22 protein-coding genes and 2 tRNA genes are annotated in these 24477 nt (G+C 67.9%); 16 read left to right on the forward strand and 8 right to left on the reverse strand.

What is annotated here, in order from left to right:
* Positions 1 to 327: 327 nt before the first annotated feature.
* From gyrB to ACGFSA_RS00665, 4 genes are all read left to right on the forward strand, one after another.
* Positions 328 to 2397, forward strand: coding sequence for a DNA topoisomerase (ATP-hydrolyzing) subunit B (gyrB, locus tag ACGFSA_RS00650; RefSeq protein ID WP_393297606.1), 2070 nt, complete (start codon positions 328 to 330; stop codon positions 2395 to 2397).
* A 47-nt stretch (positions 2398 to 2444) separates the two neighbouring features.
* Complete coding sequence (gene gyrA, locus ACGFSA_RS00655; RefSeq protein WP_393297609.1) at positions 2445 to 5069, forward strand: DNA gyrase subunit A; 2625 nt, start codon at positions 2445 to 2447, stop codon at positions 5067 to 5069.
* A 93-nt stretch (positions 5070 to 5162) separates the two neighbouring features.
* On the forward strand, positions 5163 to 5774 hold the full coding sequence (locus ACGFSA_RS00660) for a DUF3566 domain-containing protein (RefSeq protein WP_393297612.1): 612 nt from the start codon (positions 5163 to 5165) through the stop codon (positions 5772 to 5774).
* Positions 5775 to 5844: 70 nt separating this feature from the next.
* A tRNA-Ile gene (locus ACGFSA_RS00665) sits at positions 5845 to 5921 on the forward strand.
* Positions 5922 to 5989: 68 nt separating this feature from the next.
* Here the strand turns inward: ACGFSA_RS00665 and ACGFSA_RS00670 are convergent.
* Together ACGFSA_RS00670 and ACGFSA_RS00675 are read right to left on the reverse strand one after the other, a co-directional pair.
* Positions 5990 to 6253, reverse strand: a complete 264-nt coding sequence (locus tag ACGFSA_RS00670; protein ID WP_393297615.1) for a hypothetical protein — start codon at positions 6251 to 6253, stop codon at positions 5990 to 5992.
* 295 nt (positions 6254 to 6548) lie between these two features.
* Positions 6549 to 6914, reverse strand: coding sequence for a DUF6344 domain-containing protein (locus tag ACGFSA_RS00675; protein WP_393297618.1), 366 nt, complete (start codon positions 6912 to 6914; stop codon positions 6549 to 6551).
* Positions 6915 to 7189: 275 nt separating this feature from the next.
* Here ACGFSA_RS00675 and ACGFSA_RS00680 point away from each other — a divergent pair, with 275 nt between their 5' ends.
* The 3 genes from ACGFSA_RS00680 to ACGFSA_RS00690 all read left to right on the forward strand — a co-directional run bounded on the left by ACGFSA_RS00680 (position 7190) and on the right by ACGFSA_RS00690 (position 10781).
* The gene (locus ACGFSA_RS00680) at positions 7190 to 7324 is read left to right on the forward strand and encodes a DLW-39 family protein (protein ID WP_003958712.1); all 135 of its coding nucleotides are present in this window, start codon (positions 7190 to 7192) and stop codon (positions 7322 to 7324) included.
* A 230-nt stretch (positions 7325 to 7554) separates the two neighbouring features.
* On the forward strand, positions 7555 to 9429 hold the full coding sequence (locus ACGFSA_RS00685; protein WP_393298345.1) for a VWA domain-containing protein: 1875 nt from the start codon (positions 7555 to 7557) through the stop codon (positions 9427 to 9429).
* A complete protein-coding gene (locus ACGFSA_RS00690; RefSeq protein WP_393297621.1) occupies positions 9429 to 10781 on the forward strand; it encodes a hypothetical protein in 1353 nt (450 codons plus the stop codon). Before ACGFSA_RS00685 ends, ACGFSA_RS00690 begins: the two co-directional genes overlap by 1 nt.
* Before the next feature lie 22 nt (positions 10782 to 10803).
* Here the strand turns inward: ACGFSA_RS00690 and ACGFSA_RS00695 are convergent, their stop codons facing one another.
* The gene (locus tag ACGFSA_RS00695; RefSeq protein ID WP_393297623.1) at positions 10804 to 12177 is read right to left on the reverse strand and encodes a serine/threonine protein kinase; all 1374 of its coding nucleotides are present in this window, start codon (positions 12175 to 12177) and stop codon (positions 10804 to 10806) included.
* Between the two features lie 216 nt (positions 12178 to 12393).
* The gene (locus ACGFSA_RS00700) at positions 12394 to 12942 is read right to left on the reverse strand and encodes a DNA-binding protein (RefSeq protein ID WP_393297626.1); all 549 of its coding nucleotides are present in this window, start codon (positions 12940 to 12942) and stop codon (positions 12394 to 12396) included.
* A 171-nt stretch (positions 12943 to 13113) separates the two neighbouring features.
* On the opposite strand from ACGFSA_RS00700, the gene ACGFSA_RS00705 reads away from it, so the two are divergent.
* Positions 13114 to 13186: transfer RNA gene (locus ACGFSA_RS00705), tRNA-Ala, on the forward strand.
* A 75-nt stretch (positions 13187 to 13261) separates the two neighbouring features.
* Here ACGFSA_RS00705 and ACGFSA_RS00710 read toward each other — a convergent pair.
* Complete coding sequence (locus ACGFSA_RS00710; RefSeq protein WP_393297629.1) at positions 13262 to 13981, reverse strand: DUF5324 family protein; 720 nt, start codon at positions 13979 to 13981, stop codon at positions 13262 to 13264.
* Between the two features lie 321 nt (positions 13982 to 14302).
* On the opposite strand from ACGFSA_RS00710, the gene ACGFSA_RS00715 reads away from it, so the two are divergent.
* Together ACGFSA_RS00715 and ACGFSA_RS00720 are read left to right on the forward strand one after the other, a co-directional pair.
* Positions 14303 to 14830 carry a peptidylprolyl isomerase gene (locus ACGFSA_RS00715; RefSeq protein WP_393297632.1) on the forward strand — a complete coding sequence of 176 codons (528 nt, stop codon included), beginning with the start codon at positions 14303 to 14305 and terminating at the stop codon, positions 14828 to 14830.
* A 157-nt stretch (positions 14831 to 14987) separates the two neighbouring features.
* Positions 14988 to 15887 (forward strand): rhomboid family intramembrane serine protease, encoded by a 900-nt coding sequence (locus ACGFSA_RS00720; RefSeq protein WP_393298348.1) that lies wholly within the window; start codon positions 14988 to 14990, stop codon positions 15885 to 15887.
* A 286-nt stretch (positions 15888 to 16173) separates the two neighbouring features.
* Here the strand turns inward: ACGFSA_RS00720 and crgA are convergent, their stop codons facing one another.
* Positions 16174 to 16428 carry a cell division protein CrgA gene (gene crgA / locus ACGFSA_RS00725; RefSeq protein WP_359109441.1) on the reverse strand — a complete coding sequence of 85 codons (255 nt, stop codon included), beginning with the start codon at positions 16426 to 16428 and terminating at the stop codon, positions 16174 to 16176.
* A 141-nt stretch (positions 16429 to 16569) separates the two neighbouring features.
* On the opposite strand from crgA, the gene ACGFSA_RS00730 reads away from it, so the two are divergent.
* Genes ACGFSA_RS00730 through ACGFSA_RS00755 form a run of 6 tightly spaced genes read left to right on the forward strand, consistent with a single transcriptional unit; the run spans position 16570 to position 21069 of the window.
* Positions 16570 to 17337 (forward strand): DUF881 domain-containing protein, encoded by a 768-nt coding sequence (locus ACGFSA_RS00730; RefSeq protein ID WP_393297635.1) that lies wholly within the window; start codon positions 16570 to 16572, stop codon positions 17335 to 17337.
* A gap of 25 nt (positions 17338 to 17362) precedes the next feature.
* Complete coding sequence (locus ACGFSA_RS00735) at positions 17363 to 18091, forward strand: class E sortase (RefSeq protein ID WP_393297637.1); 729 nt, start codon at positions 17363 to 17365, stop codon at positions 18089 to 18091.
* Between the two features lie 56 nt (positions 18092 to 18147).
* Positions 18148 to 18330 (forward strand): hypothetical protein, encoded by a 183-nt coding sequence (locus tag ACGFSA_RS00740; protein ID WP_037702041.1) that lies wholly within the window; start codon positions 18148 to 18150, stop codon positions 18328 to 18330.
* Positions 18327 to 18965, forward strand: coding sequence for an aminodeoxychorismate/anthranilate synthase component II (locus tag ACGFSA_RS00745; RefSeq protein WP_266983765.1), 639 nt, complete (start codon positions 18327 to 18329; stop codon positions 18963 to 18965). Before ACGFSA_RS00740 ends, ACGFSA_RS00745 begins: the two co-directional genes overlap by 4 nt.
* Positions 18962 to 20305: a class E sortase gene (locus ACGFSA_RS00750; RefSeq protein ID WP_393297642.1), complete on the forward strand. Its 1344-nt coding sequence runs from the start codon at positions 18962 to 18964 to the stop codon at positions 20303 to 20305. The genes ACGFSA_RS00745 and ACGFSA_RS00750 overlap by 4 nt, the downstream gene beginning before the upstream one ends.
* A gap of 26 nt (positions 20306 to 20331) precedes the next feature.
* Positions 20332 to 21069, forward strand: coding sequence for a class E sortase (locus ACGFSA_RS00755; RefSeq protein ID WP_393297645.1), 738 nt, complete (start codon positions 20332 to 20334; stop codon positions 21067 to 21069).
* A 98-nt stretch (positions 21070 to 21167) separates the two neighbouring features.
* Here the strand turns inward: ACGFSA_RS00755 and ACGFSA_RS00760 are convergent, their stop codons facing one another.
* Positions 21168 to 22199, reverse strand: coding sequence for a restriction endonuclease (locus ACGFSA_RS00760; protein ID WP_393297648.1), 1032 nt, complete (start codon positions 22197 to 22199; stop codon positions 21168 to 21170).
* 203 nt (positions 22200 to 22402) lie between these two features.
* Positions 22403 to 24403: a Stk1 family PASTA domain-containing Ser/Thr kinase gene (gene pknB / locus ACGFSA_RS00765; protein WP_393297651.1), complete on the reverse strand. Its 2001-nt coding sequence runs from the start codon at positions 24401 to 24403 to the stop codon at positions 22403 to 22405.
* Between the last annotated feature and the right edge of the window lie 74 nt (positions 24404 to 24477).

A 24477-nucleotide genomic window follows, 5' to 3' on the forward strand; every position in this document is an offset into this window, starting at 1 on the left:
TGCCTTCTCCGCGGTGTTGTCCGTTGCTTCCGCGATGTACGGGTCTGTGCAGTTTGAAACCCTGCGGTGTGGCCAAGGCGTCCCTCACCGTAGCGAGAGGTTGACAGGCCGAAGCGCTCAATGCCCGCGTGGGCCTCCTGGGGCCCCATCCCGAATATGGGGAGTCGTCAGGTGCTCATTCAGGGCGGCACATGCGTACTCAGGTACCGGCAAACCCCCATTCGTGTCGGCGCTACCGGTAGACTGGTGAACAATCCCGCATTCTTGCGGGAGTCGTCGATACAAGCCGAACGACGCAGCCGCTCCCGCTTGCCCGGAGAACGGCCTGTGCTGTGCCAGAAAGGGCGCTTCGTGGCCGATTCCGGCAACCCCAACGAGAACATTCTGTCCACACCCGGTGAGAGCGGCGAGGCGGCTGCCTCGTACGACGCCAGCGCGATCACCGTCCTCGAGGGCCTGGACGCGGTCCGCAAGCGACCTGGCATGTACATCGGCTCGACCGGTGAGCGTGGACTTCACCACCTTGTGCAAGAGGTCGTCGACAACTCGGTCGACGAAGCCCTGGCCGGGCACGCGGACACCATCGACGTCACGATCCTTGCCGACGGCGGGGTCCGAGTGATCGACAACGGTCGCGGTATCCCCGTCGGCATCGTGCCGTCGGAGAAGAAGCCCGCGGTCGAGGTCGTGTTGACGGTGCTGCACGCCGGCGGAAAGTTCGGCGGCGGCGGATATGCCGTCTCCGGCGGTCTGCACGGTGTCGGTGTCTCCGTCGTGAACGCCCTGTCGACGCGCGTCTCCGTCGAGGTCAGGACGGACGGCTACCGCTGGACCCAGGACTACAAGCTCGGTGTGCCCACGGCGCCGCTGGCCCGTAACGAGGCCACCGAGGAGACCGGTACGACCGTCACCTTCTGGGCCGACGGCGACATCTTCGAGACCACCGAGTACTCCTTCGAGACCCTGTCGCGCCGCTTCCAGGAGATGGCGTTCCTCAACAAGGGCCTGACGATCAGGCTCACGGACGAGCGTGAGTCGGCGAAGGCGACGGCGGGCGCGGATGTCGCGGAGGCGGTCGAGATCGCCGAGGAGGAAGCGGCCCGCACGGTCACGTACCACTACGAGGGCGGCATCGTCGACTTCGTGAAGTACCTCAACTCCCGCAAGGGCGACGTCATTCACCAGTCGGTGATCGACATCGAGGCCGAGGACAAGGAGCGACTCCTCTCGGCCGAGATCGCGATGCAGTGGAACACGCAGTACAGCGAGGGCGTCTACTCCTTCGCCAACACGATCCACACGCATGAGGGCGGTACGCACGAGGAGGGCTTCCGCGCGGCGCTGACCACGCTGGTCAACAAGTACGCGCGGGACAAGAAGCTGCTGCGCGAGAAGGACGACAACCTCACCGGTGACGACATCCGTGAGGGTCTGACGGCGATCATCTCGGTGAAGCTGGGCGAGCCGCAGTTCGAGGGCCAGACGAAGACCAAGCTGGGCAACACGGAGGCGAAGACCTTCGTCCAGAAGGTGGTCCACGAGCACCTCACGGACTGGTTCGACCGGAACCCGAACGAGGCCGCGGACATCATCCGCAAGGGCATCGCGGCGGCCACGGCCCGTGTCGCCGCCCGGAAGGCGCGCGACCTGACCCGTCGCAAGGGGCTCCTGGAGAGTGCCTCGCTGCCGGGCAAGCTGAGCGACTGCCAGTCGAACGACCCGACGAAGTGCGAGATCTTCATCGTCGAGGGTGACTCCGCCGGTGGTTCGGCGAAGTCCGGCCGTAACCCGATGTACCAGGCCATCCTGCCGATCCGGGGCAAGATCCTGAACGTCGAGAAGGCCCGGGTCGACAAGATCCTGCAGAACACCGAGGTCCAGGCGCTGATCTCGGCCTTCGGTACCGGAGTCCACGAGGACTTCGACATCGAGAAGCTCCGCTATCACAAGATCATTCTGATGGCGGACGCCGACGTCGACGGTCAGCACATCAACACGCTGCTGCTGACGTTCCTCTTCCGCTTCATGCGGCCGTTGGTCGAGGCCGGCCATGTCTACCTCTCCCGCCCGCCGCTCTACAAGATCAAGTGGGGCCGCGACGACTTCGAGTACGCGTACTCGGACCGCGAGCGCGACGCCCTGGTCGAGCTCGGCAAGCAGAACGGCAAGCGGATCAAGGAAGACTCGATCCAGCGCTTCAAGGGTCTCGGCGAGATGAACGCCGAGGAGCTGCGCATCACGACGATGGACGTCGACCACCGCGTGCTCGGCCAGGTCACGCTGGACGACGCGGCGCAGGCGGACGACCTCTTCTCGGTGCTGATGGGTGAGGACGTCGAGGCGCGGCGCTCGTTCATCCAGCGCAACGCCAAGGACGTCCGCTTCCTCGACATCTGAGTCGGCCGTACCAAGCAAGCCGCAGCTCGAAAGGACTTTGACCAGCAATGGCCGACGAGAACACCCCTGTGACCCCTGAAGAGGAACCCGCAGCCGCGGGTGTGGGCATGCGTGTCGAGCCCGTGGGGCTCGAGACGGAGATGCAGCGCTCCTACCTCGACTACGCGATGTCCGTCATCGTGTCGCGTGCGCTGCCGGACGTACGGGACGGCCTCAAGCCCGTCCACCGCCGTGTGCTGTACGCCATGTACGACGGCGGGTACCGGCCCGAGAAGGGCTTCTACAAGTGCGCCCGTGTCGTCGGTGACGTCATGGGTACGTACCACCCGCACGGCGACTCCTCGATCTACGACGCGCTCGTGCGACTGGCGCAGCACTGGTCGATGCGCATGCCGCTGGTCGACTCCAACGGCAACTTCGGTTCTCCGGGCAACGACCCGGCCGCGGCCATGCGGTACACCGAGTGCAAGATGATGCCGCAGTCCATGGAGATGGTCCGGGACATCGACGAGGAGACCGTCGACTTCCAGGACAACTACGACGGCCGTAACCAGGAGCCGACGGTTCTGCCGGCGCGCTTCCCGAACCTGCTGGTCAACGGTTCCGCGGGCATCGCGGTCGGCATGGCGACCAACATCCCGCCGCACAACCTGCGCGAGGTCGCGGCCGGTGCCCAGTGGTACCTGGAGCACCCGGAGGCCTCGCACGAGGAGCTGCTGGACGCCCTGATCGAGCGGATCAAGGGCCCGGACTTCCCGACCGGAGCGCTCGTCGTCGGCCGCAAGGGCATCGAGGAGGCGTACCGCACGGGCCGTGGCTCCATCACGATGCGCGCGGTCGTCGCGGTCGAGGAGATCCAGAACCGGCAGTGCCTGGTCGTCACGGAGCTTCCGTACCAGACCAACCCCGACAACCTCGCGCAGAAGATCGCCGACCTGGTCAAGGACGGCAAGGTCGGCGGCATCGCGGACGTCCGCGACGAGACGTCCTCGCGCACCGGCCAGCGCCTCGTGGTCGTGCTGAAGCGGGACGCGGTCGCCAAGGTCGTACTGAACAACCTGTACAAGCACACCGATCTCCAGACGAACTTCGGCGCGAACATGCTGGCGCTCGTCGACGGGGTGCCGCGCACGCTGTCGATCGACGCGTTCATCCGCCACTGGGTGACGCACCAGATCGAGGTCATCGTCCGGCGTACGAGGTTCCGCCTGCGCAAGGCGGAGGAGCGGGCGCACATCCTGCGCGGTCTGCTCAAGGCACTCGACGCGATCGACGAGGTCATCGCCCTCATCCGGCGCAGCCAGACGGTCGAGATCGCGCGTGAGGGCCTGATGGGCCTGCTGGAGATCGACGAGGTCCAGGCGAACGCGATTCTGGAGATGCAGCTGCGCCGACTGGCCGCGCTGGAGCACCAGAAGATCACGGCCGAGCACGATGAGCTCCAGGCGAAGATCAACGAGTACAACGAGATCCTGGCGTCGCCGGTACGGCAGCGGCAGATCGTCAGCGAGGAGCTGGCGGCGATCGTCGAGAAGTTCGGCGACGACCGGCGCTCCAAGCTGGTGCCCTTCGGCGGTGACATGTCCATCGAAGACCTGATCGCCGAGGAGGACATTGTCGTCACCATCTCGCGCGGCGGCTATGTGAAGCGTACGAAGACGGACGACTACCGCTCGCAGAAGCGCGGCGGCAAGGGCGTCCGCGGCACGAAGCTCAAGGAAGACGACATCGTCGACCACTTCTTCGTGTCGACGACCCACCACTGGCTGCTGTTCTTCACCAACAAGGGCCGCGTCTACCGGGCCAAGGCGTACGAGCTTCCGGACGCCGGCCGGGACGCGCGCGGCCAGCACGTCGCCAACCTGCTGGCCTTCCAGCCGGACGAGCAGATCGCCGAGATCCTGGCGATCCGGGACTACGAGGCCGCGCCCTATCTGATCCTCGCCACCAAGGGCGGCTTGGTGAAGAAGACCGCGCTGAAGGACTACGACTCCCCGCGTTCCGGCGGTGTCATCGCGATCAACCTCCGCGAGACGGAGGACGGCAGCGACGACGAGCTGATCGGTGCGGAGCTGGTCTCGGCCGAGGATGATCTGCTGCTCATCAGCAAGAAGGCCCAGTCCATCAGGTTCACCGCGACGGACGAAGCGCTGCGCCCGATGGGCCGTGCCACCTCGGGCGTCAAGGGCATGAGTTTCCGCGAAGGCGACGAACTGCTCTCGATGAATGTCGTCAGGCCCGGTACGTTCGTGTTCACTGCCACCGATGGCGGGTACGCGAAGCGGACCCCCGTCGACGAGTACCGCGTTCAGGGTCGTGGCGGCCTGGGTATCAAGGCCGCCAAGATCGTGGAGGACCGGGGCTCGCTGGTCGGCGCGCTGGTGGTCGAGGAGACGGACGAAATCCTCGCCATCACGCTCGGCGGCGGTGTGATTCGTACGCGAGTCAATGAAGTCAGGGAGACGGGCCGTGACACCATGGGCGTCCAACTGATCAATCTTGGCAAGCGTGACGCGGTCGTCGGCATCGCACGTAACGCCGAGGCCGGCCGCGAGGCCGAAGAGGTCGATGGAGATGCGGATGCCGAGGCGACTGCCGAGGCGACTGCAGAGAACACTGTCGAGGGCACTGTCGAAGGCACGTCGCCTTCGGCCGGGGAGCACGAGGAGTAGAGCGTGAGTGGAGCCATGGGCGCCGGTTCGGCCGCTTCCGGAGTTGGAGCGAACGGTGCCCGTGGCCCTGCCACGGACTCCCAAGGGGGCACTGTGACGGACACCCGGGGGCCTCAGCCCCAGTACGAGGGATACGCGACCGGGCCGCTGCCCGGTGAGCGTGAGCCCGCGCCGGGGCAGGCAGGCGGGCCTTACCACCCGCCGCAGGCGTACCCCTCGCCCGCGGGCGGGACGCAGGGCGGCCCATCCCAGGGCGCGCAGCAGGGCGGCGTGCAGGGCGTCGGTGCCGCTCAGGCGGCCCGTCGCCCGCGCACGGGGGCGCGGACCACTCCGCGTACCCGCAAGGCGCGACTGCGGGTGGCGAAGGCCGATCCGTGGTCGGTGATGAAGGTCAGCTTCCTGCTCTCCATCGCGCTCGGCATCTGCACGGTCGTGGCGGCCGCGGTCCTGTGGATGGTGATGGACGCCATGGGCGTCTTCTCCACCGTGGGCGGCACCATCAGCGAGGCGACCGGCTCCAACGACAGCAACGGCTTCGATGTGCAGTCGTTCCTGTCGCTTCCGCGGGTCCTCATCTTCACGTCGGTCATCGCGGTGATCGACGTCGTGCTGGCGACCGCGCTGGCGACGCTGGGCGCCTTCATCTACAACTTGTCGGCCGGTTTCGTGGGCGGTGTCGAGCTCACGCTGGCCGAGGACGAGTAGGGCTGCGGGTATCGATTTTGGGACTGGCCCCGACGTGCGCTAATCTTCAGAAGTCAGCGCGCAGCGCGGCGGGGCTATAGCTCAGTTGGTTAGAGCGCATCCCTGATAAGGATGAGGCCACAGGTTCAAATCCTGTTAGCCCCACCAGTACGAAGACCCCCGGCCCACTTGGGCCGGGGGTCTTTGGCATCTACTGCTGACATCAACGGCTGCGGTCAGCCGATGGGCGGGTCTTCCAGGAGCTCGGCCGGCATCGCCACGGCTTCGCGCTTCCCGTCGCCGACCATGTGGGTGTAGACGTCCATGGTCATGCTGATCCGGCTGTGCCGGAGGGTCGCCTGAGCCGCCTCGGGGTGCACCTTCAGGAAGGCCGGCAGGGTGCCGCAGGTGTGCCGGGCAAGCCGGACCGTGATGCGCCGCACACCTGCCCGCTTCACGAGGCGGTCGAAGGTCCTGGAGAAGCCCACCGGGTCGATCATGCCGCCCCGCTCCGAGGTTGTGCGTGGTTGTACGGGGATGCGCGCGCGGCAGGGGTGTGCAGGGTTCCGCGGAGAGGGCCGCACACCCTGGGGGCATCGGAGTGCGGGGCAAGGGGACGGCCCTGTCGGCGCAGGGGATCGCGCGTCGGGAGCCGTGAAGCAAGGCGTGGCGGACTGCGGATCCGTCCGCCACGCCATGGTGGGCACGAAGACGGCCCCCGGCTGCCCGGCGCACGAAAAGGCCCCCGTCCGGTGTGAACCGGACCGGGGGCCCTGTGCGTCAGTGGCGCCGCTCTCACGGTGGCAGGAGGGATGCGTCCCCCGCCGGGGCCCCGTGGGCGGTGCGGGCGGCACCGGTGGTGCCTGTGGCCCCCACGGCGTCTCTCATGTCCGTCAGCAGGTGCTTGGTGGCCGGTGAGGAGCCGTGTGCCTCGGCGCGGATGCGCTGCTTCATCGTGGGTGGCAGCGACCTGTCACGCGGAAGGGTCCATCGCACCGACGGGGTGGTCGCGGTTGCCGCGGTCGCACCCGTGTGCTCCTGAGTCGTGGCCTTCGGCTGCGTGGCCGCGGCGGGGGTGCTGATGAGCCCCATCGACGCGAGAAGCGCGAAGAAGGCGGTGATGAAGGCGGTCCAGATGCTCTTGGCCTTGAAGGTGCTCATGGCCCCTCGCTTTCGGATGGTCCGGTTTGCTTACCTTTCTGATGATGTGGATGTGGCTCGCGATTTCGGTGACCGACGCCGCGGATCCACCGACCTTCGGATGAACACCACTCGTCTGGTGCAACCGGGCTGGACGGATCGATGCGGGGCGGGGCGGGATGGTCGCTTTTGCCCGAAAAGTGGCCAGTTCGCAGGTAGGTCACTGATCGGTATCGGTCGGTGTGTATAGTCGGGCGGCAGAAGTCCCCTACGTCAAGGAAAGACGAGGTCGCGCGGTGAAGAAGCTTCTCCTGGTAGCACTGGCCGCCATCGGCGGGCTCCTCGTGTACCGCCAGATCCAGGCGGATCGCGCCGAGCAGGATCTGTGGACGGAGGCGACTGACTCCGTGCCCGCAGGTTCGGGTGTCTGAGACAGAACAGCCTTGTGCGGGCCCCGGTCGCTGAGCGACCGGGGCTTCGTGCTGTTGCGGGACCGTGACACCTGTGCCCTTGAATTCACCTACGCAAATCAATAGGTTGCGAGAGCAAATGGGTCGGTAGGCCGGTCGAGGGGGCACGGGTGGGAACACGGAACCATCGCCGTACTTCAGCAGTGGGGACTTGGATCGGCGGGGCACTGCTCGCCCTGGTCGCGGGTGCGATGCCCGCCACGGCAGCCGGCACGGCTGCGGACGGCACAGCTGCAGCCCCGGCCACGACCTCTCGGGACGGCAGCAGCAGCCTGGTCATGGTGCTGGACTCCTCCGGCTCCATGGCGGACGACGACGGAACGGGCCGCACCCGGATGGAGTCCGCCCGTACCGCTGTGGGCACCGTCATGGACGGTCTTCCCGACGGCTACCCGACCGGTCTGCGGGTGTACGGCGCCGACCGGCCCCGGGGCTGCACGGACACCCGTCTCGTCCGCCCGGTGCAGGCGCTCGACCGGGCCGCGGTGAAGCAGGCCGTTGCGGACCTGCGGCCCAGGGGCGACACTCCTGTCGGGCTCTCCCTGCAGAAGGCCGCGAACGACCTTCCCGAGCCCGCGGACGGTGCCATCGGGACGCGCACGATCCTGCTGATCTCCGACGGCGAGGACAACTGCGGTACGCCGCAGCCCTGCGAGGTGGCCGAGCGGCTCGGCAAGGACGGGATCGGGCTGCGCATCGACACCGTGGGCTTCCAGGTGAAGGGCCGAGCCCGCGAGCAGCTCGAATGCATCGCGGAGGCGGGCAACGGCCGCTACTACGACGCACCGGACGCCACGTCGCTGGCCAGACAGTTGCAGCGGGCAGCGCAACTTTCGGCGGACGGCTACCGGTTCCGTGGCAAGCGGGTCGAGGGCGCCGCGACCGGCGGCCGGGCGCCCGCGCTCGTACCCGGGCAGTATCTGGACACCATCGGCCCGGGCGAGAGGCGGTACTACGCGGTCGGTCTGGACGCCGCGTCCACGGCGGACTTCTCGGCGACGGCGGTGCCGCAGCCCGGGGCCGCCGTCGACACCTTCGACGCGCTGCGTACCAGCATTGCGTACGGCACTGACAGTTCCTGCGCGACGGACACCGCGCGTTTCTACCAGAAGGAGGGCGCGACTCCGCTGACCTCGGCCGTCGCCCGTATCCCTTCCGCCGAGGGGACCCGCAGCTGCGATCGGGCGGGCCACTACTGGCTGGTGGTGGAACGGGCGAGCAAGAAGGGTTCCGATGCCGCACGTTGGCCGCTGGAACTCGTGTACGGGGTGGAGGCACCACTGAAGAGGGGTGTCACGCCCGCCGCGTCCGAGCCGGAGTACGGGGCGGGCGGCAAGAGCGCGGTGCTGCCCTCCGGCAACCCCCGTGATGTGCGGGGAGGCACCGGATTCAACGACGCCGAGGAGCTCGGCCGGGGCGTGTGGCGCGACCGGATCCTGCCGGCGCAGACGCTCTGGTACAAGGTTCCGGCGGGCTGGGGCCAGCAGGTGTGCTACGACGTGGAGTTCGCCAACGAACCCACGGTCGCGGGGGTCGCCTCGACGTACTCGTACGGTGCGACGCAGCTGTTCACACCGGCCCGCTTCCCGGTCGGCGGCGGTGGCGAGTTCACCTCGTCGGCCCTGTACAGCGGCCGTCCGGCCGCGATCAGGATGGGTTCGGTGCCGGTCGCCTGGACCAACCGCTACGAGTACCGCGGGGCGGTCCAGCCGGTGCATGTCGGGGGCGAGTTCTCCATCTCGGTGACGCTGGGCGCGCAGGCTGCCGAGATTGCCGAGAACGCGCAGATCGGTGTGGTGCTGCGGGTGTCGGTGCTCGGGGACGAGCGGGCCGGGCCCGAGCACCATGCCGCCGTCCTCGCCGGGAAGCCGGACAGGGGAGAGGGCAAGAGGACCGACAAGAAGGGCACTTCGGCTGTGGCCGGAGACAGCGGAGGTACGGGCGGGGCAGGATGGACCGGCGTTGCGGCCGCTGTCGGGGCGGGCGCCGTGGTGGTGATCGCCGCGCTCGTGTTCGTACGCAGCCGCCGCAGGTCGGCCACACAGACGACGAGGGGAAGCGCGTGATGAGGCAGCGCAACAGGGGCCGGGCGACGCTGGTCGCGGCCGCGGTGATGTGCGCGGTGGCGGCGCTGCCGGGGCAGGCGTACGCGGCCGGTGAGCCTGCTGCGTACGCCTTCGACCCCGGGGCGAAGGCGGTCCCGGGCGCGGAGGTCAGCACCTACGCGTCGGCCCTGAAGCCCGGATCCGTCTACAGGAGCTCGATCAAGCCGGGCGAGAAGCTCTACTACCGCCTCGACCTCGACGCCGCCACGAACGCGTACGTCTCGGCGGTGGTCGTACCCAAGGCCGGTGGCAAGGTCGCGTACGGGGACGGCATCACGGTCAGCATCAGGGACAGCAGGGACCTGCAGTGCAGTTCCGAGGACGCCCGCTTCAAGGCGGCGGAGTTCCCGCATCCGATCGCCGCGTATGCCTACCGGGTCACGGACAAGGACAGCAGCACCTGCCAGGACGCCGGTACGTACAACGTCCTGATCGAGCGGGAGAGCAAGGCCACCTCGACGCCCGACGCCTGGGACCTGGAGCTCCGTTACGAGTCGGAGCCGAAGCTGAAGAAGGGCGGTACGGCACCGACCGAGGCGCCCGAGGACTGGCCCTCGGCGTCGCCGTCACCGCCCGCGCAGGCCAAGAAGGAGGAAAGGCCCGGCGGCACGAGCTATTACGACGCCACCAGCCTGGAGACCGGCACGTGGAGGGACGGCATCAAGCCGGGGCAGACCCTCTTCTACCGGGTGCCGGTGGACTGGGGACAACAGATCTTCGCAACCGTCGACCTCGGCAACAGTGTCGGCGCCTCGGACGAGTACGTCGGCAACGCGCTCGCACTGTCCCTGGACAATCCGGCGCACGGCCATGTCGACGACGCCTCGCCGTTGTCGTACTCCGGCAAGCCCGCCTCGGTGTCGCTCGATCCGCTGCCCCCGGTGGCGTACGAGAACCGGTTCACGTCCAGTGCCGGCGAGAGCGCCATGCGGTTCGCGGGCTGGTACTACCTGTCGGTGTCGCTCAGCCCGAAGGTCGCTCATGCCTACGGGGAGAAGGCGATCCCGATGACTCTCAAGGTGCAGGTCGAGAACGCGGCGGAAACGTCGCCGTACGGGGGTTCCGCCGGAATCTTCGGTGTGACGCAGGACGACAAGGACATGGCCAGGAGCGGTCAGAGCGCCCCTCAGGCCGACAGGAGCAGCACGATGAAGACGGTGGGCGCGGCCGGGATCGGCGCAGGTGCGGTGCTGGTGCTCGGCCTCGGGGCGTGGACGCTGCTTGCGCGTCGCCGCACGGCGGCCGTCGTGGGCGGTCCTGCCGGTGACGCGGCCGGGCAGCAGCCCTATGGAGGGCCCCCGCAGGCCTGGTGACAGCGGCTGCAGCCACCAGGCCTCAGGCCTGGGTCAGTGCCCAGATTCCGACGGCGAAACAGACCAGCGCCACCAGCAGGACCGGGATCGCCACCTTCGGGGGCGGTCCCGGACGCTTCTGCGATGCCTGCGCGGGAGCGGCGGCCAAGGGGTGGGCCGGAGGCGATGCCGCAGCGAAGTGCGGGGACATTCCCGCCCCGGGGTGCGGAACCTGCTGCTGCTCGGCGGTGTATGCACGAGTAGGAACCGGTTCGCGCCGCACTGCGGATGTCGCGGCCTGGGAGAGATCCGGTGGGGCGGCAGGGAAGGGGGAACCCGTATGCGCCGGGAGCGGAGTGGGGGCAGGGGCCGACTGGGGCAGTGGCGTGGGCGGCTGCTGCGGAGGCGGGGCGAGATGGAAGCTGCCCGTCTCCGACATCGGGGAGGGCGGTGGGGTGTGCGGCTGCTGCACGGCCTGCTGTGCGGCCTGGCGCGCGTGTGCGGTGTGGTCGGCCGGGGACGGCGGCCTGGGGGTGGCGATCGGGCCTTCGGGGCCGAAACCGGCGGGCAGCGGGCCGAGTTGGTCGAAGACCTCCACCGGTTCGTCGTCGACACCTGGCTCCGGCAGCATCTCGACCGCGGCCGTCAGTGCCTTGCGTGCGCCGGTGGCCGTGCGGAACCGGGCCTGCGGATCCGGCTGCAGAAGGCCTGCGAGGACCTGCCACAGCGGTTCCGGGATGCCTTGTGGGGCGCTGGGGGTGCCGTGCGAGGCGAAGTATTCGACGAGGGCCTGGGCATCCGGCTTCTTCCCCTGCAGCAGATAGAGCGCGACAAGCCCCACGGCGAAGAGGTCTGCGGGGAAGTCGGGCTCTGCGCCCATCATCTGCTCGGGCGCGAAGTAACCCGGCGTTCCCACCACATAGTTGGTCTCGGTCAGGCGGGGCTCGCCCTTGCGCATGGAGATGCCGAAGTCGGAGAGCCGCAGGTGCGGCCGGCCGGTGCCGGTAGCCTCCATCAGGATGTTGGCGGGCTTGATGTCGCGGTGCACGACGCCTTCCGCATGCACCGTCGACAGTCCGGACAGCAGCTGGTCGAGCAGCGTGCAGACGAAGCGCGGGGGCAGTGGGCCGTAGTCGCCGATGACATGCGCAAGCGAGCCGCCGCTCACCAGATCCATGGTGAACAGGACTTTGTCGTCGTCCGCGGCCCAACTGGCCGGGGCGAGCACATGAGGATGCTCGATCCGCAGGGCCTGCTCGCGGACGAATCGCAGCAGCGTGTGTGCGTCGCTCTGCTGAAGCACCTTGGCCGCCACGTACCGGCGGCGCCGGTGGTCCCAGGCTCGCCAGACGGCGCCGACGCCACCACGTCCGATCGGATCGATCAGCTCGTACCGACCGGCAAAGACCTCACCCATTGCGCTGTGCCCGCTCCCAGTCCTGTTTCGGCTCGTGCCCGGCTCTCGGGGGTAGTACACCAGGATCTTTCATTCGGCTGAGCTCGTGGGGTCTGGTACGCACATCCGCCGCGTCGTCGTCGGTCCGCAACGCCCGGCGCTGTTTCCCTCCTCCGCCCGGCAGCCGCACGTACCAGGTTCCGCCCCCTGAATCCGGCCCGAACCGAAAGAAAGGTCCTAGTTCTGGTGTCCTTCGTAGTGCGCGACCGCGTCCGCGGTGCGGCCGGCGCCGTACACCCTGAGGAACTCTGCCAGTTCCGGGTGGGTCGGGGCGAGGGAATCGGCGGCATCGATGATGTCACCGGCGGCAGCGACCGACCGCAGCAGCGACTGGATCTCGCGGACCACGCGACGGACGGTGGGTGCCCCGCCGCTGGTCGTGGTCTGACCGGTGCCGGTGAGGACGGAACCGCCCTGGGACTTCTTGATCTCTTCCATGCGGTCGGTGGCCTCGCCCGCGCTGACGCTGCCGTCGGCGACCTGGCCGGCCAGCTCCTGGAGAGCCTGGACACGCTGGACGACCGCGGGGTTGCCGATCTTCGCCCGCTGACCGCTCATCAGCTGGGAGAGCATGGGTGCGGACAGCCCGAGTGCGGCGGCGAGCCGGGCCTGGTTCAGGCCGAGATCGTCGATGAGCCGGCGGAATAGCGCGCCCAGCGGTTCCCCGTACCAGCTGCGCTGAAGTTCCCTGGCTCTTGCCGTTGCTTCCTGCTGAACTGCATCCATGGCGTCTCCCCTTCGCTGAGGCTTCGCTGCTGCGAACCTCGTCCAGCATCTTACGGAGAGTGGTTGCCGACCGGGAGTCCCCATCTTTTTGGAAGATTCAGGGGGTCACCCGGTAGTCTGGTCTGCGGCGGTGACCAAGACGCTGATGCGTCTGGTGCTGTCCTCTTTTTCGGGGCCTTAGCTCAGTTGGTAGAGCGCTGCCTTTGCAAGGCAGATGTCAGGAGTTCGAATCTCCTAGGCTCCACATCAAGAGCCCCTCCGACCTGCGGAAACGCAGGTCGGAGGGGCTCTCTTGTGTGTCTGCCGTGGGCCGGGCGGCTCAGCGGCCGTCGTCGAGGTCGGTGCCGTCCACCTCGTCCGTCCTGTCCGACTCGGCCTCCTTGGCGCGGACCTCGGGGTCCACAGCCGTCGGCCCGCTGCCGTCGACCGAGGTCAGCGGCGTACGGTCAGCGACCTCCGTGGGGGCGGGGGGCTCGACCAGCCAGTCCGGATTGGCCTGCTTGTCCCACCACCGCCACGCGGCGTAGGCGCCGACTGCCAGGACGGAGGCCACGGCCACCACCTTGAGCACGCGCCCGGCCTTGGCCCGCCGCTCGTGCTTTCTGGCCAGCTTCTTGATCTCCTGTGCCGTGACCTGCCCGCGCAGTGCGGCCAGTGCCGCGGCGCTGCGGGCCGCGGCTTCCCCGGCGACGGGCTGGGCGGCGGCCATTGCCTGCTCGACGCGGGGCACGGTGTACTCCGCGGCGCTCCTGGCTGCCTGACGGGTGCGGAGCGCGGCGCGCTGGGCGGCCTCGTCGACCTTGGGGGGCACATGCGCGCGAGCCAGTTCGATACGTGGTGCGAGATGCGCGTCGTACTGGACGCGGGCCTGCTGGGCTGCCTTCGACACCCTCGGCGCGAGCCGCGTACGGGCCTCGTGCGCATAGTGTGCCGCCTGGTCCTTGGCCGAGTCGGCGTAGGGCGCCACCACTTCCGCGGCGTGCTGCACGCTTTCCTTCGCCGAGTCGGTTGCGGCGCGCACGCTGTCGATGCGGGTCACGGGATCCTCCTCCTTGGTGGCGGGTAGGTACTCCGCCTTTCCACCCATTTCGAAATCATCCCCCGCGATGGCGTGTGCGGCATGCGGGGCGGGCATCCGGGGCATGAGAGACGGTCATGCAAAACAGTCATAAGCGATGTGTGTGGGCAATGTGGTGCAAGGGGAGCTTGCCGATGACAATGCCACGGTTCGGTTCAGCACGCGCCGGTTCGTCACGCACTTGGCCTCTTTTGTTCCTGCGGGGAGCCGCAGGAAGGGCGTGTGACGGATCGGCCGTGCGAGGATCGGTGGACGTCAGCGAAGACTTACGGAAGGCAGATCGTGGCCGAGCAGCTTTACGCCACCTTGAAGACCAGCCAAGGCGACATCGAGATCCGGCTTCTGCCGAACCACGCGCCCAAGACGGTCAAGAACTTCGTCGAGCTCGCCACGGGCGAGCGGGAGTGGACCCACCCCGCGACCGGCAAGAAGTCCAAGGACAGGCTGTACGACGGGACCGTCTTCCACCGGGTCATCAGCGGCTTCATGATCCAGGGCGGGGACCCGCTGGGCAACGGCACCGGCGGCCCGGGCTACGAGTTCGGTGACGAGTTCCACCCGGACCTCAGCTTCAACAAGCCGTACCTCCTGGCCATGGCCAACGCCGGCCCGGGCACCAACGGCTCGCAGTTCTTCGTGACCGTCTCGCCCACCGCGTGGCTGACCGGCAAGCACACCATCTTCGGTGAGGTGGCCGACGAGGCCAGCAAGAAGGTCGTGGACGCCATCGCGAGCACCCAGACCAACGCGCGCACCGACCGTCCGGTGCAGGACGTGGTGATCGAGTCGGTCGTCGTCGAGACCCGATGATCGCCTGTGGTCACGGTGTGATCACTCTCTGATCGGCCGCCCCGGGAACCAACCGCCCTGCTTGTCCGTACTTGCTTACATAGCGGACGAGCAGGGCGGCATCATGCGCGCTGTCGCCCACGACGTGACCCAAGGGGGCCAGCAAGTGATGGGACCGATGGACGAGCAGCCGCCCGGCGCCCGGGACCAGTCCGCCGATGCCCGCGGCCCACTCGGCTGCTACCGCCACCCGGGCCGTGAGACGGGGATCCGCTGCACTCGGTGCGACCGTCCGATCTGCACCGAGTGCATGGTCAACGCCTCGGTCGGCTTCCAGTGCCCGGACTGTGTCCGCAAGGGTTCGGGTACGGGGCACGGCCCGGCTGCCAATCAGCCGCGCACCCTGGCCGGCGGCACCGTCACCGCCGACCCGCGGCTGGTCACCAAGGTCCTGCTCGCCATCAATGTCGTCCTGTTCATCGCGGTACATGTGAAGGTGTCACTGCTCGACGACCTGACACTGCTGGGACGGGCCACCTTCTATGAGGGCGGTCCGCCGGAAGGGGTCGCGGAGGGGCAGTGGTACCGGCTGGTGACGTCGATGTTCCTGCACCAGGAGGTGTGGCACATCGCGTTCAACATGCTGGGACTGTGGTGGCTCGGCGGTCCCCTGGAGGCGGCGCTCGGCCGCGCCCGCTACCTCGCGCTCTACCTGCTCTCCGGCCTGGCGGGCAGCGCGCTCACTTATTGGCTCGCCGCACCGAACCAGGGCTCGCTCGGTGCCTCCGGCGCCATCTTCGGTCTGCTGGGCGCCACCGCCGTGCTCATGCGTCGGCTGAACTACGACATGCGGCCGGTCCTCGTGCTCCTCGCGCTGAACCTGCTCTTCACGTTCAATCCCTGGGGCGGAATCGCCTGGCAGGCGCATGTCGGCGGTCTGATCGCGGGCACGCTGATCGCCATCGCCATGGTGCACGCACCGCGTGAACAGCGGACGCTGGTGCAGTACGGCACCTGTGCGCTGGTCCTGGTGGCGGTGGTCCTCGTCGTGGTTGCCAGAACTGCCGCACTGACCTGATCGCAGGCGCCAGGGGGCTTCTCGGGCAGTTGTCCACAGCGGGTGCACGATCTTGTGCATTCTGTGGGTACAACTGTGCCCCTTGTCGCTGAGCTGGGTTTTTCCAGCGGAGACAAGGGGCGTGCCACCCCTCGATGAGGGAGACTGCAGTCACACAGGCGTCAACATCCGGGGAGTTATCCACAGATCGTCTGACCTTTTCCCCCGCCTGTGGATAACGCTGTGGGTAACTCAGGGCAAGGGTTGCGGTACCGGGGCCGGCTGTGGTCCTACGAGTGCTGTCCGGCTACTTCCACTGCGTGGAGACGCCGAAGCCACCGGCGATGAAGCCGAAGCCCACGACGATGTTCCAGTTACCCAGCGTCTTGATGGGCAGATCGCCGTCGGTCACGTAGAACACGACGATCCAGGCCAGACCGATCAGGAAGAACGCCAGCATCACCGGCGCCACCCAACTGCGGTTGGTCAGCTTTATGTTGGTTGCCTGCTTCGCCGGAGGCGGCGTGAAGTCGGCCTTCTTGCGGATACGTGACTTCGGCACGAGGAACTCTCCTGTCGATGCGCTGCGTGACCGCGCAGGGAACTCTGGCTCGCGCCGGGGCGGGGCGCGAGGGGGAATGCTGCCTCCCCCGGACGTCCGTTAGCGTAGTGCTTCCGTGGCGCCGAAGGAGATAAGGGTACGTTGAGCAATTCTGCCGACTCTCCGCAAGGGCCGGTCCGGCGCACCTTCCGGCACCCGGTCCGAGTGCTCACCGCTGCCGTTTTCGCCCTTGCCGGGCTGATCTTCGTCACCAGCGCCAACACGGCCAAGGGCACCAACATCCGCACCGACTCGTCGCTGCTGAAGCTCTCCGACCTCATTCAACAGCGCAGCGAGAAGAACGCGGGGCTCGACGGCTCCAACGCGTCCGTACGCGAGGACATCGATGCCCTCGCCCAGCGCGACGACGGCAGCACCAAGGCGGAGGACGTCAAGCTCAAGGCGCTGGAGCGGGCCGCGGGCACCAAGAAGCTCTCCGGCCGGGCCGTCGCCGTCACGCTCGACGATGCCCCGCCGAACGCCACCGCGAACCCCGGCTACCCCGACCCGCAACCCAACGACCTGGTCATCCACCAGCAGGATCTGCAGGCGGTCGTCAACGCTCTCTGGCAGGGCGGTGCCCGTGGCATCCAGGTCATGGACCAGCGGCTGATCTCCACCAGCGCGGTGCGCTGCGTCGGCAACACGCTGATTCTCCAGGGCCGGGTCTACTCACCGCCGTACAAGATCACCGCGGTCGGCGACCCCGACCGGCTCAAGAAGGCCCTCGACAACTCCTCCTCGATCCGGAACTACCTGCTGTACGTGAAGGCGTACGGGCTCGGCTGGAAAGTCGACGAGCACGAGGCGGTGACTCTTCCCGGCTACTCGGGCACAGTGGATCTCCACTACGCGAAGCCGGTGAAGTAGCGAGCAGTTCCGGGGAGGCCGACCGGTGTCGGTGCGACTGATCGTCAGGACCTTCAGCGAACTGTGCATCACCGCGGGCGCTTCGATCATCCTTTTTGTGGTGTACGTGCTGTTCTGGACTGGCGTCAAGGCCGCCGGTGCCACCGAGGGGCAGATCGACACCCTGCAGAACCAGTGGGCGCGGGGGGCCGTGTCCGTACCAGGGCCGAACGCGACAGGCACGCCTTCGCCCTCGGCCTCGCCGTCGTCCGCACCCACGCCATCGCCGGCCTCCGCCGCCTACCGGGACGGGAAGCCGTTCGCGATGCTGTACATCCCCCGCTTCGGCAAGGGCTGGGAGTGGCCCGTCCTGGAGAACACCGAGGTCAAAACCTTGCAGAAGGGGCTCGGCCACTACCGCGGAACCGCCCCCCTCGGCGGCGTCGGCAATTTCGCGGTGGCCGGACACCGTCGCACCTACGGGGATCCCTTCAAGGACTTCCCGACACTGCGCCGCGGCGACGCGGTGGTGCTGACGGACGGGACGACGTGGTTCACGTACCGCATCGAGAAGAAGCCGTACCGCACCGTGCCGAGCGACACCGGTGTCATCGACGCAGTCCCCCGCAAGTCCGGCTTCGACGGGCCCGGCCGCTATCTGACGCTGACCACCTGCGATCCCGAATGGGGCAGCAGCCACCGGCTCGTCGTCTGGGCGCATCTCGACGCGACGCAGCCTGTGACGGACGGCAGGCCGGCAGCTTTCCACAGCTGACCCACGCCTCTGCCCCGGCCCTTTAGTCTGGTCCCGTACCGAATGAAGGGGACAGCATGTACGGCTGGATCTGGCGGCATCTGCCGGGCAATGCGTGGGTGCGCGGGCTCATCTCGCTCGTACTGGCACTCGCCGTCGTCTATGTGCTTTTCCAGTACGTCTTCCCGTGGGCCGAGCCGCTGCTTCCGTTCGGCGACGTGACGGTCGACGGCACGAGCGGAACGGGGGCCGGCCAGTGAGCGCCCGCATCCTTGTCGTCGACAACTACGACAGCTTTGTCTTCAACCTCGTCCAGTACCTCTACCAGCTCGGCGCCGAGTGCGAGGTCCTGCGCAACGACGAGGTGACCACGGCACACGCCCAGGACGGCTTCGACGGCGTTCTGCTCTCGCCCGGCCCCGGCACCCCAGAGCAGGCGGGCGTCTGTGTCGAGATGGTGCGCCACTGCGCGGCGACCGGCGTCCCGGTCTTCGGCGTCTGCCTCGGCATGCAGTCGATGGCCGTGGCGTACGGCGGTGTGGTGGACCGCGCCCCCGAGCTGCTGCACGGCAAGACGTCGCCGGTGACGCACGAGGGCAAGGGCGTTTTCGCCGGGCTGCCGTCCCCGTTCACCGCGACCCGCTACCACTCGCTCGCCGCCGAACCGGAGACGATCCCGCAGGAGTTGGAGGTCACGGCGCGCACGGCCGACGGCATCATCATGGGGCTGCGCCACCGCGAACTGCCGGTGGAGGGTGTGCAGTTCCATCCCGAGTCGGTCCTGACCGAGTACGGCCATCTGATGCTGGCCAACTGGCTGGTGCGGTGCGGTGATACGGGAGCCGTCGCGAGGTCGGAGGGGCTCGCGCCGGTGGTGGGCAAGGCCGTCGCGTGACCGCACTCCGCCCCGAGCACGACACCGGTGAGGAAGGCCCGTACGAGCAACGAGCGTACGAGGCCACGGGCGCGTTCGAGGCGGCAGTCGACCAGCTGGCGGACCCGCTGAACGATCCGCTGCCGGGGCAGCACGCGCCGTGGTTCCGGGCGGAGAGCATTCCGGCGGAGACGGCGGAGACGGCGGGCGCCGGGGTGGCGCAGGGCCGGCAGTGGGAAGGCCAGGCGCAGGCGTCACAAGGGGCACAGGGGCCTCAGGGGACGCCGCGTGAGTGGTACGACCCCGAGGGGTACGAGCGGGACTGGTACGGGCGGCAGGAGCCTGTCGCGGCGCCTCCGCTGTCGCCGCTGCTCCCCCGTAACGACGAGACGGTCGGTCTGCGGACGGCGGGCTCCCGGCGCCCGGCCGATCGGGCGGTGACGGCTCCGACACCGCAAGCAGAGCCGGGGTACGACACGGAGCCTGCCGCGGCTCCGGATCCCGGTCCGGGGACCACAGAACTCGAACCGCGAACGGAACCGTCCACCGGAGGCCGGGCCGAGCGCCGCCGCGCCGCCAAGGGGCGCGGCCGCCGTCGCGCTGAGCCGCAGCCGGGGGCCCGGTCGGCGGCGGCGCCGGAGGGGCGTCCGCTGTCCCGCGTCGAGGCGCGGCGGGCCGCCCGCGCGGCCAAGGACAGCCCGGCTGTGGTCGCCAGCCGGGTCGTCGGTGAGCTGTTCATCTCGCTCGGCGTGCTGATGCTGCTGTTCGTCACGTACCAGCTGTGGTGGACGAATGTGCGTGCCGACCAGATCGCCGGGAGCGAGACGCACAAGATTCAGGACGACTGGGCGAAGGGCCGCAAGCCCGGGGCGTTCGAGCCGGGGCAGGGCTTCGCCATCATCCACATCCCGAAGCTGGATGTGGTCGCCCCGATCGCCGAGGGCATCAGCAAGGAGAAGGTCCTGGACCGCGGCATGGTCGGTCACTACGGCCAGGGCGCGCTCAAGACGGCGATGCCGTCGGCCGCGCAGGGCAACTTCGCGCTGGCCGGTCACCGGAACACCCACGGCGAACCGTTCCGCTACATCAACCGGCTGCGCAAGGGTGACCCGATCGTGGTCGAGACGCAGGATGCGTACTACACGTACGAGATGACCAGCGTCCTTCCTCAGACGTCCCCGTCCAATGTCTCGGTGATCACCCCGGTGCCGCCCGGTTCGGGCTTCACGAAGCCCGGCCGGTATATCACTCTGACGACCTGTACGCCTGAATTCACAAGTACGTACCGGCTGATCGTCTGGGGCAAGATGGTCGACGAACGGCCGCGCAGCAAGGGAAAGCCCGACGCGCTCGTCGGCTGAACTTCATCACGACAGGGACGGGTGCGGTGGCAGCGAGGACCCAGCAGCAGGACGAGCAGACCGACGAGTCCGCGCCTCCGGTGCGGAGCAGGGACCGCCATCCCGTCGCGACCGCGGTGAGTGTCTTCGGTGAGCTGCTGATCACCGCGGGCCTGGTGCTGGGCCTCTTCGTCGTCTACTCCCTGTGGTGGACGAATGTGCTCGCCGACCGCGAGGCCGAGAAGCAGGGCCACACCGTCCGCGACCGCTGGGCCGAGGGACCCGGGGCCCTCGACACCAAGGACGGCATCGGCTTCCTGCACGTACCCGCGATGAAGAACGGCGAGGTGCTCGTCAAGAAGGGCACCGACACCAAGAACCTCAACGACGGTATCGCCGGCTACTACACGGACCCGGTGAAGTCGGCTCTCCCCTGGGACAAGCAGGGCAACTTCACGCTGGCGGCGCACCGCGACGGGCACGGGGCGAAGTTCCACAACATCGACAAGCTGAAGACGGGCGACGCCGTCGTCTTCGAGACCAAGGACACCTGGTACGTCTACAAGGTCTTCAAGGAGCTTCCCGAGACGTCGAAGTACAACGTCGAGGTGCTCAAGCCGGTCCCCGAGGAGTCGGGCGTGAAGAAGCCCGGCCGCTACATCACGCTGACGACCTGCACGCCGGTCTACACATCGAAGTACCGCTACATCGTGTGGGGCGAGCTGGTGCGTACGGAGAAGGTCGACAAGGACCGCACGAAGCCGGCGGAGCTGCGGCAACCGTGACTGAGCTCCTTCGAGGAGCTCAGTCGTTCTAGGATGGCGAAGGCCCGAAGTCGCAACTAGCCTTTGCGACTTCGGGCCCCTTCTCTGCCTGGCGACGGCTACCTCAGGATCGGGAGCGGTACTCCGGCGCTCCACTTTTCGAGGTGAGCGCGGTCGACGAGGGTGATGCCGTAGGTCTCGGCGATGGCGCGTGCGTCGGGTGTGAAGGAAGTCGTGGCGACGAAGAGAGCCACATCGGCCCCGTGCTGGACGAAAGAGGCGCCGAGGAACTTCTGCAGCTCTCCGCTCCACACCGGACGGTAGGGCGCGAAGCTCTTGCACTGCACGACGATGCTGCGGCCGTCCGCGGTCACTGCTGTGACATCCACACCTCGGTCGCCGCGGCCGCCATGCACCACGACGTCTGTGCAGCCGTCGCGGCGGAGCAGTGCGGCGACGTGGTGCTCGAACTCCCGCCAGTTCATGGCATCGATGGACGCCATGATTCCGGTATACGGGCGCGGGCCCTGGGCGTGCTCAAGGTGCCTGAGCCTTTGGTGGTGGTTGCAGAGCTTCCGCTCGACCTTCTCAACGTCGTCCCGGAGCGAGATCAGCTCCTTGCGGTGCTCGCCGGAGGCCTCGATGAGGGCGTTGAACATGGGGACGATGGTCTTGCCGAGGATGTGGGTGATGCGTCGGTCGATGCGGTCGTCGAGGGAATCCGGTCCCCTGTGGACAGAGTTATCCACAGGCTGAGTCCGTGCCATGTACTCCACGTCGAGCAGGTATGTACGCACCTGACGTGCGACTTCGCTGTCGCGGAGCAGCATGGCGACGTTGAGGACAGCTCGCCGGGGGAAGAGCGCAAGGGACGCGGTGCGTGACTGGATCCCACTGAGTTGCTTGAAGTAACTCAGTTCCGATCCGGTGAGGACGCGATAGCCGTTGCTTTCGAGCTCTTCACGATGGTCGAACACCATGGCCCGAATGACCGTTTCGGTCACTTCGAAGTACGTGGCGACCATTGCTGTCGTCACGTGCATGCCGTCCGGAAGAAGAGACAAGGTCTTGACCTTGTCGATGACGTGAGTCCGGTCCACCACGCCATCGCGCAGTGACCTCGACTCCAGCAGAGCTGCTTCGTTGATCATGCTCCTGACCTCCTATGTGTGCAGAAGAGAGGGAAGGGCTCGATACCCCGCCCCATCGATTCAACGAATCAGCACATATGAAGACACGATCGGTTTGCGGCCGCATGTGCGGTATGCCGGACAGGAGGCACCGCGGCAGGCACAGCGAAGGGCCCCGGTCACCGTTTCGGTGACCGGGGCCCTTCGCGTTCGTTCGGTGGGGCTTAGTTCTGTGAGCCCGATGGGCCGCCGAAGATATTGCCGTCCCCGTTGCCCCTGCCGCCCACCGTGGTGAGGGTGATGACGGTGTTCGCGGGGTCGGCTTGGGTGCCCGGCTGCGGATCGATGTTGGCGACCCTGGCGTTGTCGTCGTCCGAGCTGCCCTGCGCGAACTGGATTTGAGTGAAGCCCTGCGCGGCCAGGGCCTGCTTGGCCTGGGCGACCGTGCTGCCCCTGACTTCGGGGACCGGGACCGTCGCCGGCTGCGTCGGGCCCTTGGAGACCGTCAGCACGATCTGGGTGTCCAGCGGCTGCTTACCGGCGTCCGGTGCCGGGGTCTGATCGATGACCTCACCCGCCGGCTTGTCCGAATCGACGTCGGTTCGCGAGACCTTCTGGAAGCCGACATCGTTGAGCTGGGCCACCGCGGCGTCGTACTGCCTGGTCCTGACGTCGGGAACGTCCTGGGTGGCCTGCTTGGCGACCGTGATCTTGACTTCGGATTCCCCCGCGGCCTTCGCGCCGCCCTTGGGCGTCTGGTCGAGTACGGTGCCGGGCTCCGCGGTGGAGGACTCGGTCGTGACGACCTTCACCGAGAAGCCCTTTTCCTCCAGGATCTTGCGGGCGTTCTCCTCGGACTTCTCCGTGACGTCCGGGACCTCGACCTTCGGCGCACCGGTGGAGACGACGACCGTGACGGTGTCGTTCTCCGCCATCTTGCCGTCCTTGGGCGTCTGGCTGCAGATCTTGCCCGTCTCTTGGGTCTCGCACGGTTCGCGCGCGCCGACCTTGACGAGGACACCGGCGTTCTTCGCGAGATCCTTCGCCTCCGCCACGGTCGAACCGACCATGTTCGGCACGTCGACCTTGCCGTTGTCGCTGTTGTCGCCGCCGAAGACGGCCTTGCCGATCAGGATCGCGCCGATCAGCACCAGGATGCCCGCGACGATCAGCAGGATCGTCGAGGTGTTGCTCTTCTTCTGGCGGCGGCGGTCCGGGCGCTCGTCGTTTCCGTAGCCGCCGTCGTCCGGATTGACCGGGGGCAGCATGGAGGTCTGGGCGCCGCTCGGGTCGGCGGCGCGCAGTGCGGTGGTGGGCTGGTCGTTGCCGTACCCGTCGTAGCCGCCGTAGCCGGCCGCGCCCATCGCCGCGGTGGCGGCGACCGGCTGGCCGTCGAGGCAGGCCTCGATGTCGGCACGCATCTCGTCGGCCGACTGGTAACGGTAGTTCGGGTCCTTGACCAGGGCCTTCAACACGATCGCGTCCATTTCGGGCGTGATCTCGGGGTCGAAGCTGCTAGGGGTCTGCGGCTCTTCCCGTACGTGCTGGTAGGCGACCGCGACGGGCGAGTCACCGATGAACGGCGGCCGGACGGTCAGCAGCTCGTAGAGCAGACAGCCGGTCGAGTACAGGTCGGAGCGCGCATCGACCTGCTCGCCCTTGGCCTGCTCCGGGGAGAGGTACTGGGCGGTGCCGATGACAGCCGAGGTCTGGGTCATCGTCATACCGGAGTCGCCCATGGCGCGGGCGATACCGAAGTCCATGACCTTGACCTGGCCGGTGCGCGTCAGCATGACGTTCGCCGGCTTGATGTCGCGGTGGACGATGCCGGCGCGGTGCGAGTACTCCAGCGCCTGGAGGATCCCGACCGTCATTTCGAGGGTGCGCTCGGGCAGCAGTTTGCGGCCGGAGTGCAGAAGTTCTCTGAGCGTCGACCCGTCGACGTACTCCATCACGATGTACGGGATGGAGACACCGTCGACGTAGTCCTCGCCGGTGTCGTAGACAGCGACGATCGCCGGGTGATTGAGCGAGGCGGCGGACTGGGCCTCACGGCGGAACCGGGCCTGGAAGGACGGGTCGCGGGCGAGATCGGTCCGCAGCGTCTTCACAGCGACGGTGCGGCCGAGCCGGGTGTCGTGCGCGAGGTAGACCTCGGCCATGCCACCACGGCCGAGCACCGAGCCCAGCTCGTACCGGCCGCCGAGGCGACGCGGCTCTTCCATAACTGTTCCAGCCCTCTCCGTCAGTCCCGACCGCACCGGTGTGTGGTCCGGCGGTGTGCTGCTCGCGCATACGG

The sequence above is a fragment of the Streptomyces sp. NPDC048496 genome, from assembly GCF_043200055.1.
Classification (GTDB): domain Bacteria; phylum Actinomycetota; class Actinomycetes; order Streptomycetales; family Streptomycetaceae; genus Streptomyces.

Bases quoted from the DNA above. Each gene is read 5' to 3' on its own strand.
- gyrA (WP_393297609.1), top strand. From the start codon at position 2,445: ATGGCCGACGAGAACACCCCTGTGACCCCTGAAGAGGAACCCGCAGCC.
- ACGFSA_RS00670 (WP_393297615.1), bottom strand. From the start codon at position 6,253: ATGATCGACCCGGTGGGCTTCTCCAGGACCTTCGACCGCCTCGTGAAG.
- ACGFSA_RS00675 (WP_393297618.1), bottom strand. From the start codon at position 6,914: ATGAGCACCTTCAAGGCCAAGAGCATCTGGACCGCCTTCATCACCGCC.
- ACGFSA_RS00685 (WP_393298345.1), top strand. From the start codon at position 7,555: ATGCCCGCCACGGCAGCCGGCACGGCTGCGGACGGCACAGCTGCAGCC.
- ACGFSA_RS00690 (WP_393297621.1), top strand. From the start codon at position 9,429: ATGAGGCAGCGCAACAGGGGCCGGGCGACGCTGGTCGCGGCCGCGGTG.
- ACGFSA_RS00695 (WP_393297623.1), bottom strand. From the start codon at position 12,177: ATGGGTGAGGTCTTTGCCGGTCGGTACGAGCTGATCGATCCGATCGGA.
- ACGFSA_RS00700 (WP_393297626.1), bottom strand. From the start codon at position 12,942: ATGGATGCAGTTCAGCAGGAAGCAACGGCAAGAGCCAGGGAACTTCAG.
- ACGFSA_RS00720 (WP_393298348.1), top strand. From the start codon at position 14,988: ATGGACGAGCAGCCGCCCGGCGCCCGGGACCAGTCCGCCGATGCCCGC.
- ACGFSA_RS00740 (WP_037702041.1), top strand. From the start codon at position 18,148: ATGTACGGCTGGATCTGGCGGCATCTGCCGGGCAATGCGTGGGTGCGC.
- ACGFSA_RS00760 (WP_393297648.1), bottom strand. From the start codon at position 22,199: ATGATCAACGAAGCAGCTCTGCTGGAGTCGAGGTCACTGCGCGATGGC.
- pknB (WP_393297651.1), bottom strand. From the start codon at position 24,403: ATGGAAGAGCCGCGTCGCCTCGGCGGCCGGTACGAGCTGGGCTCGGTG.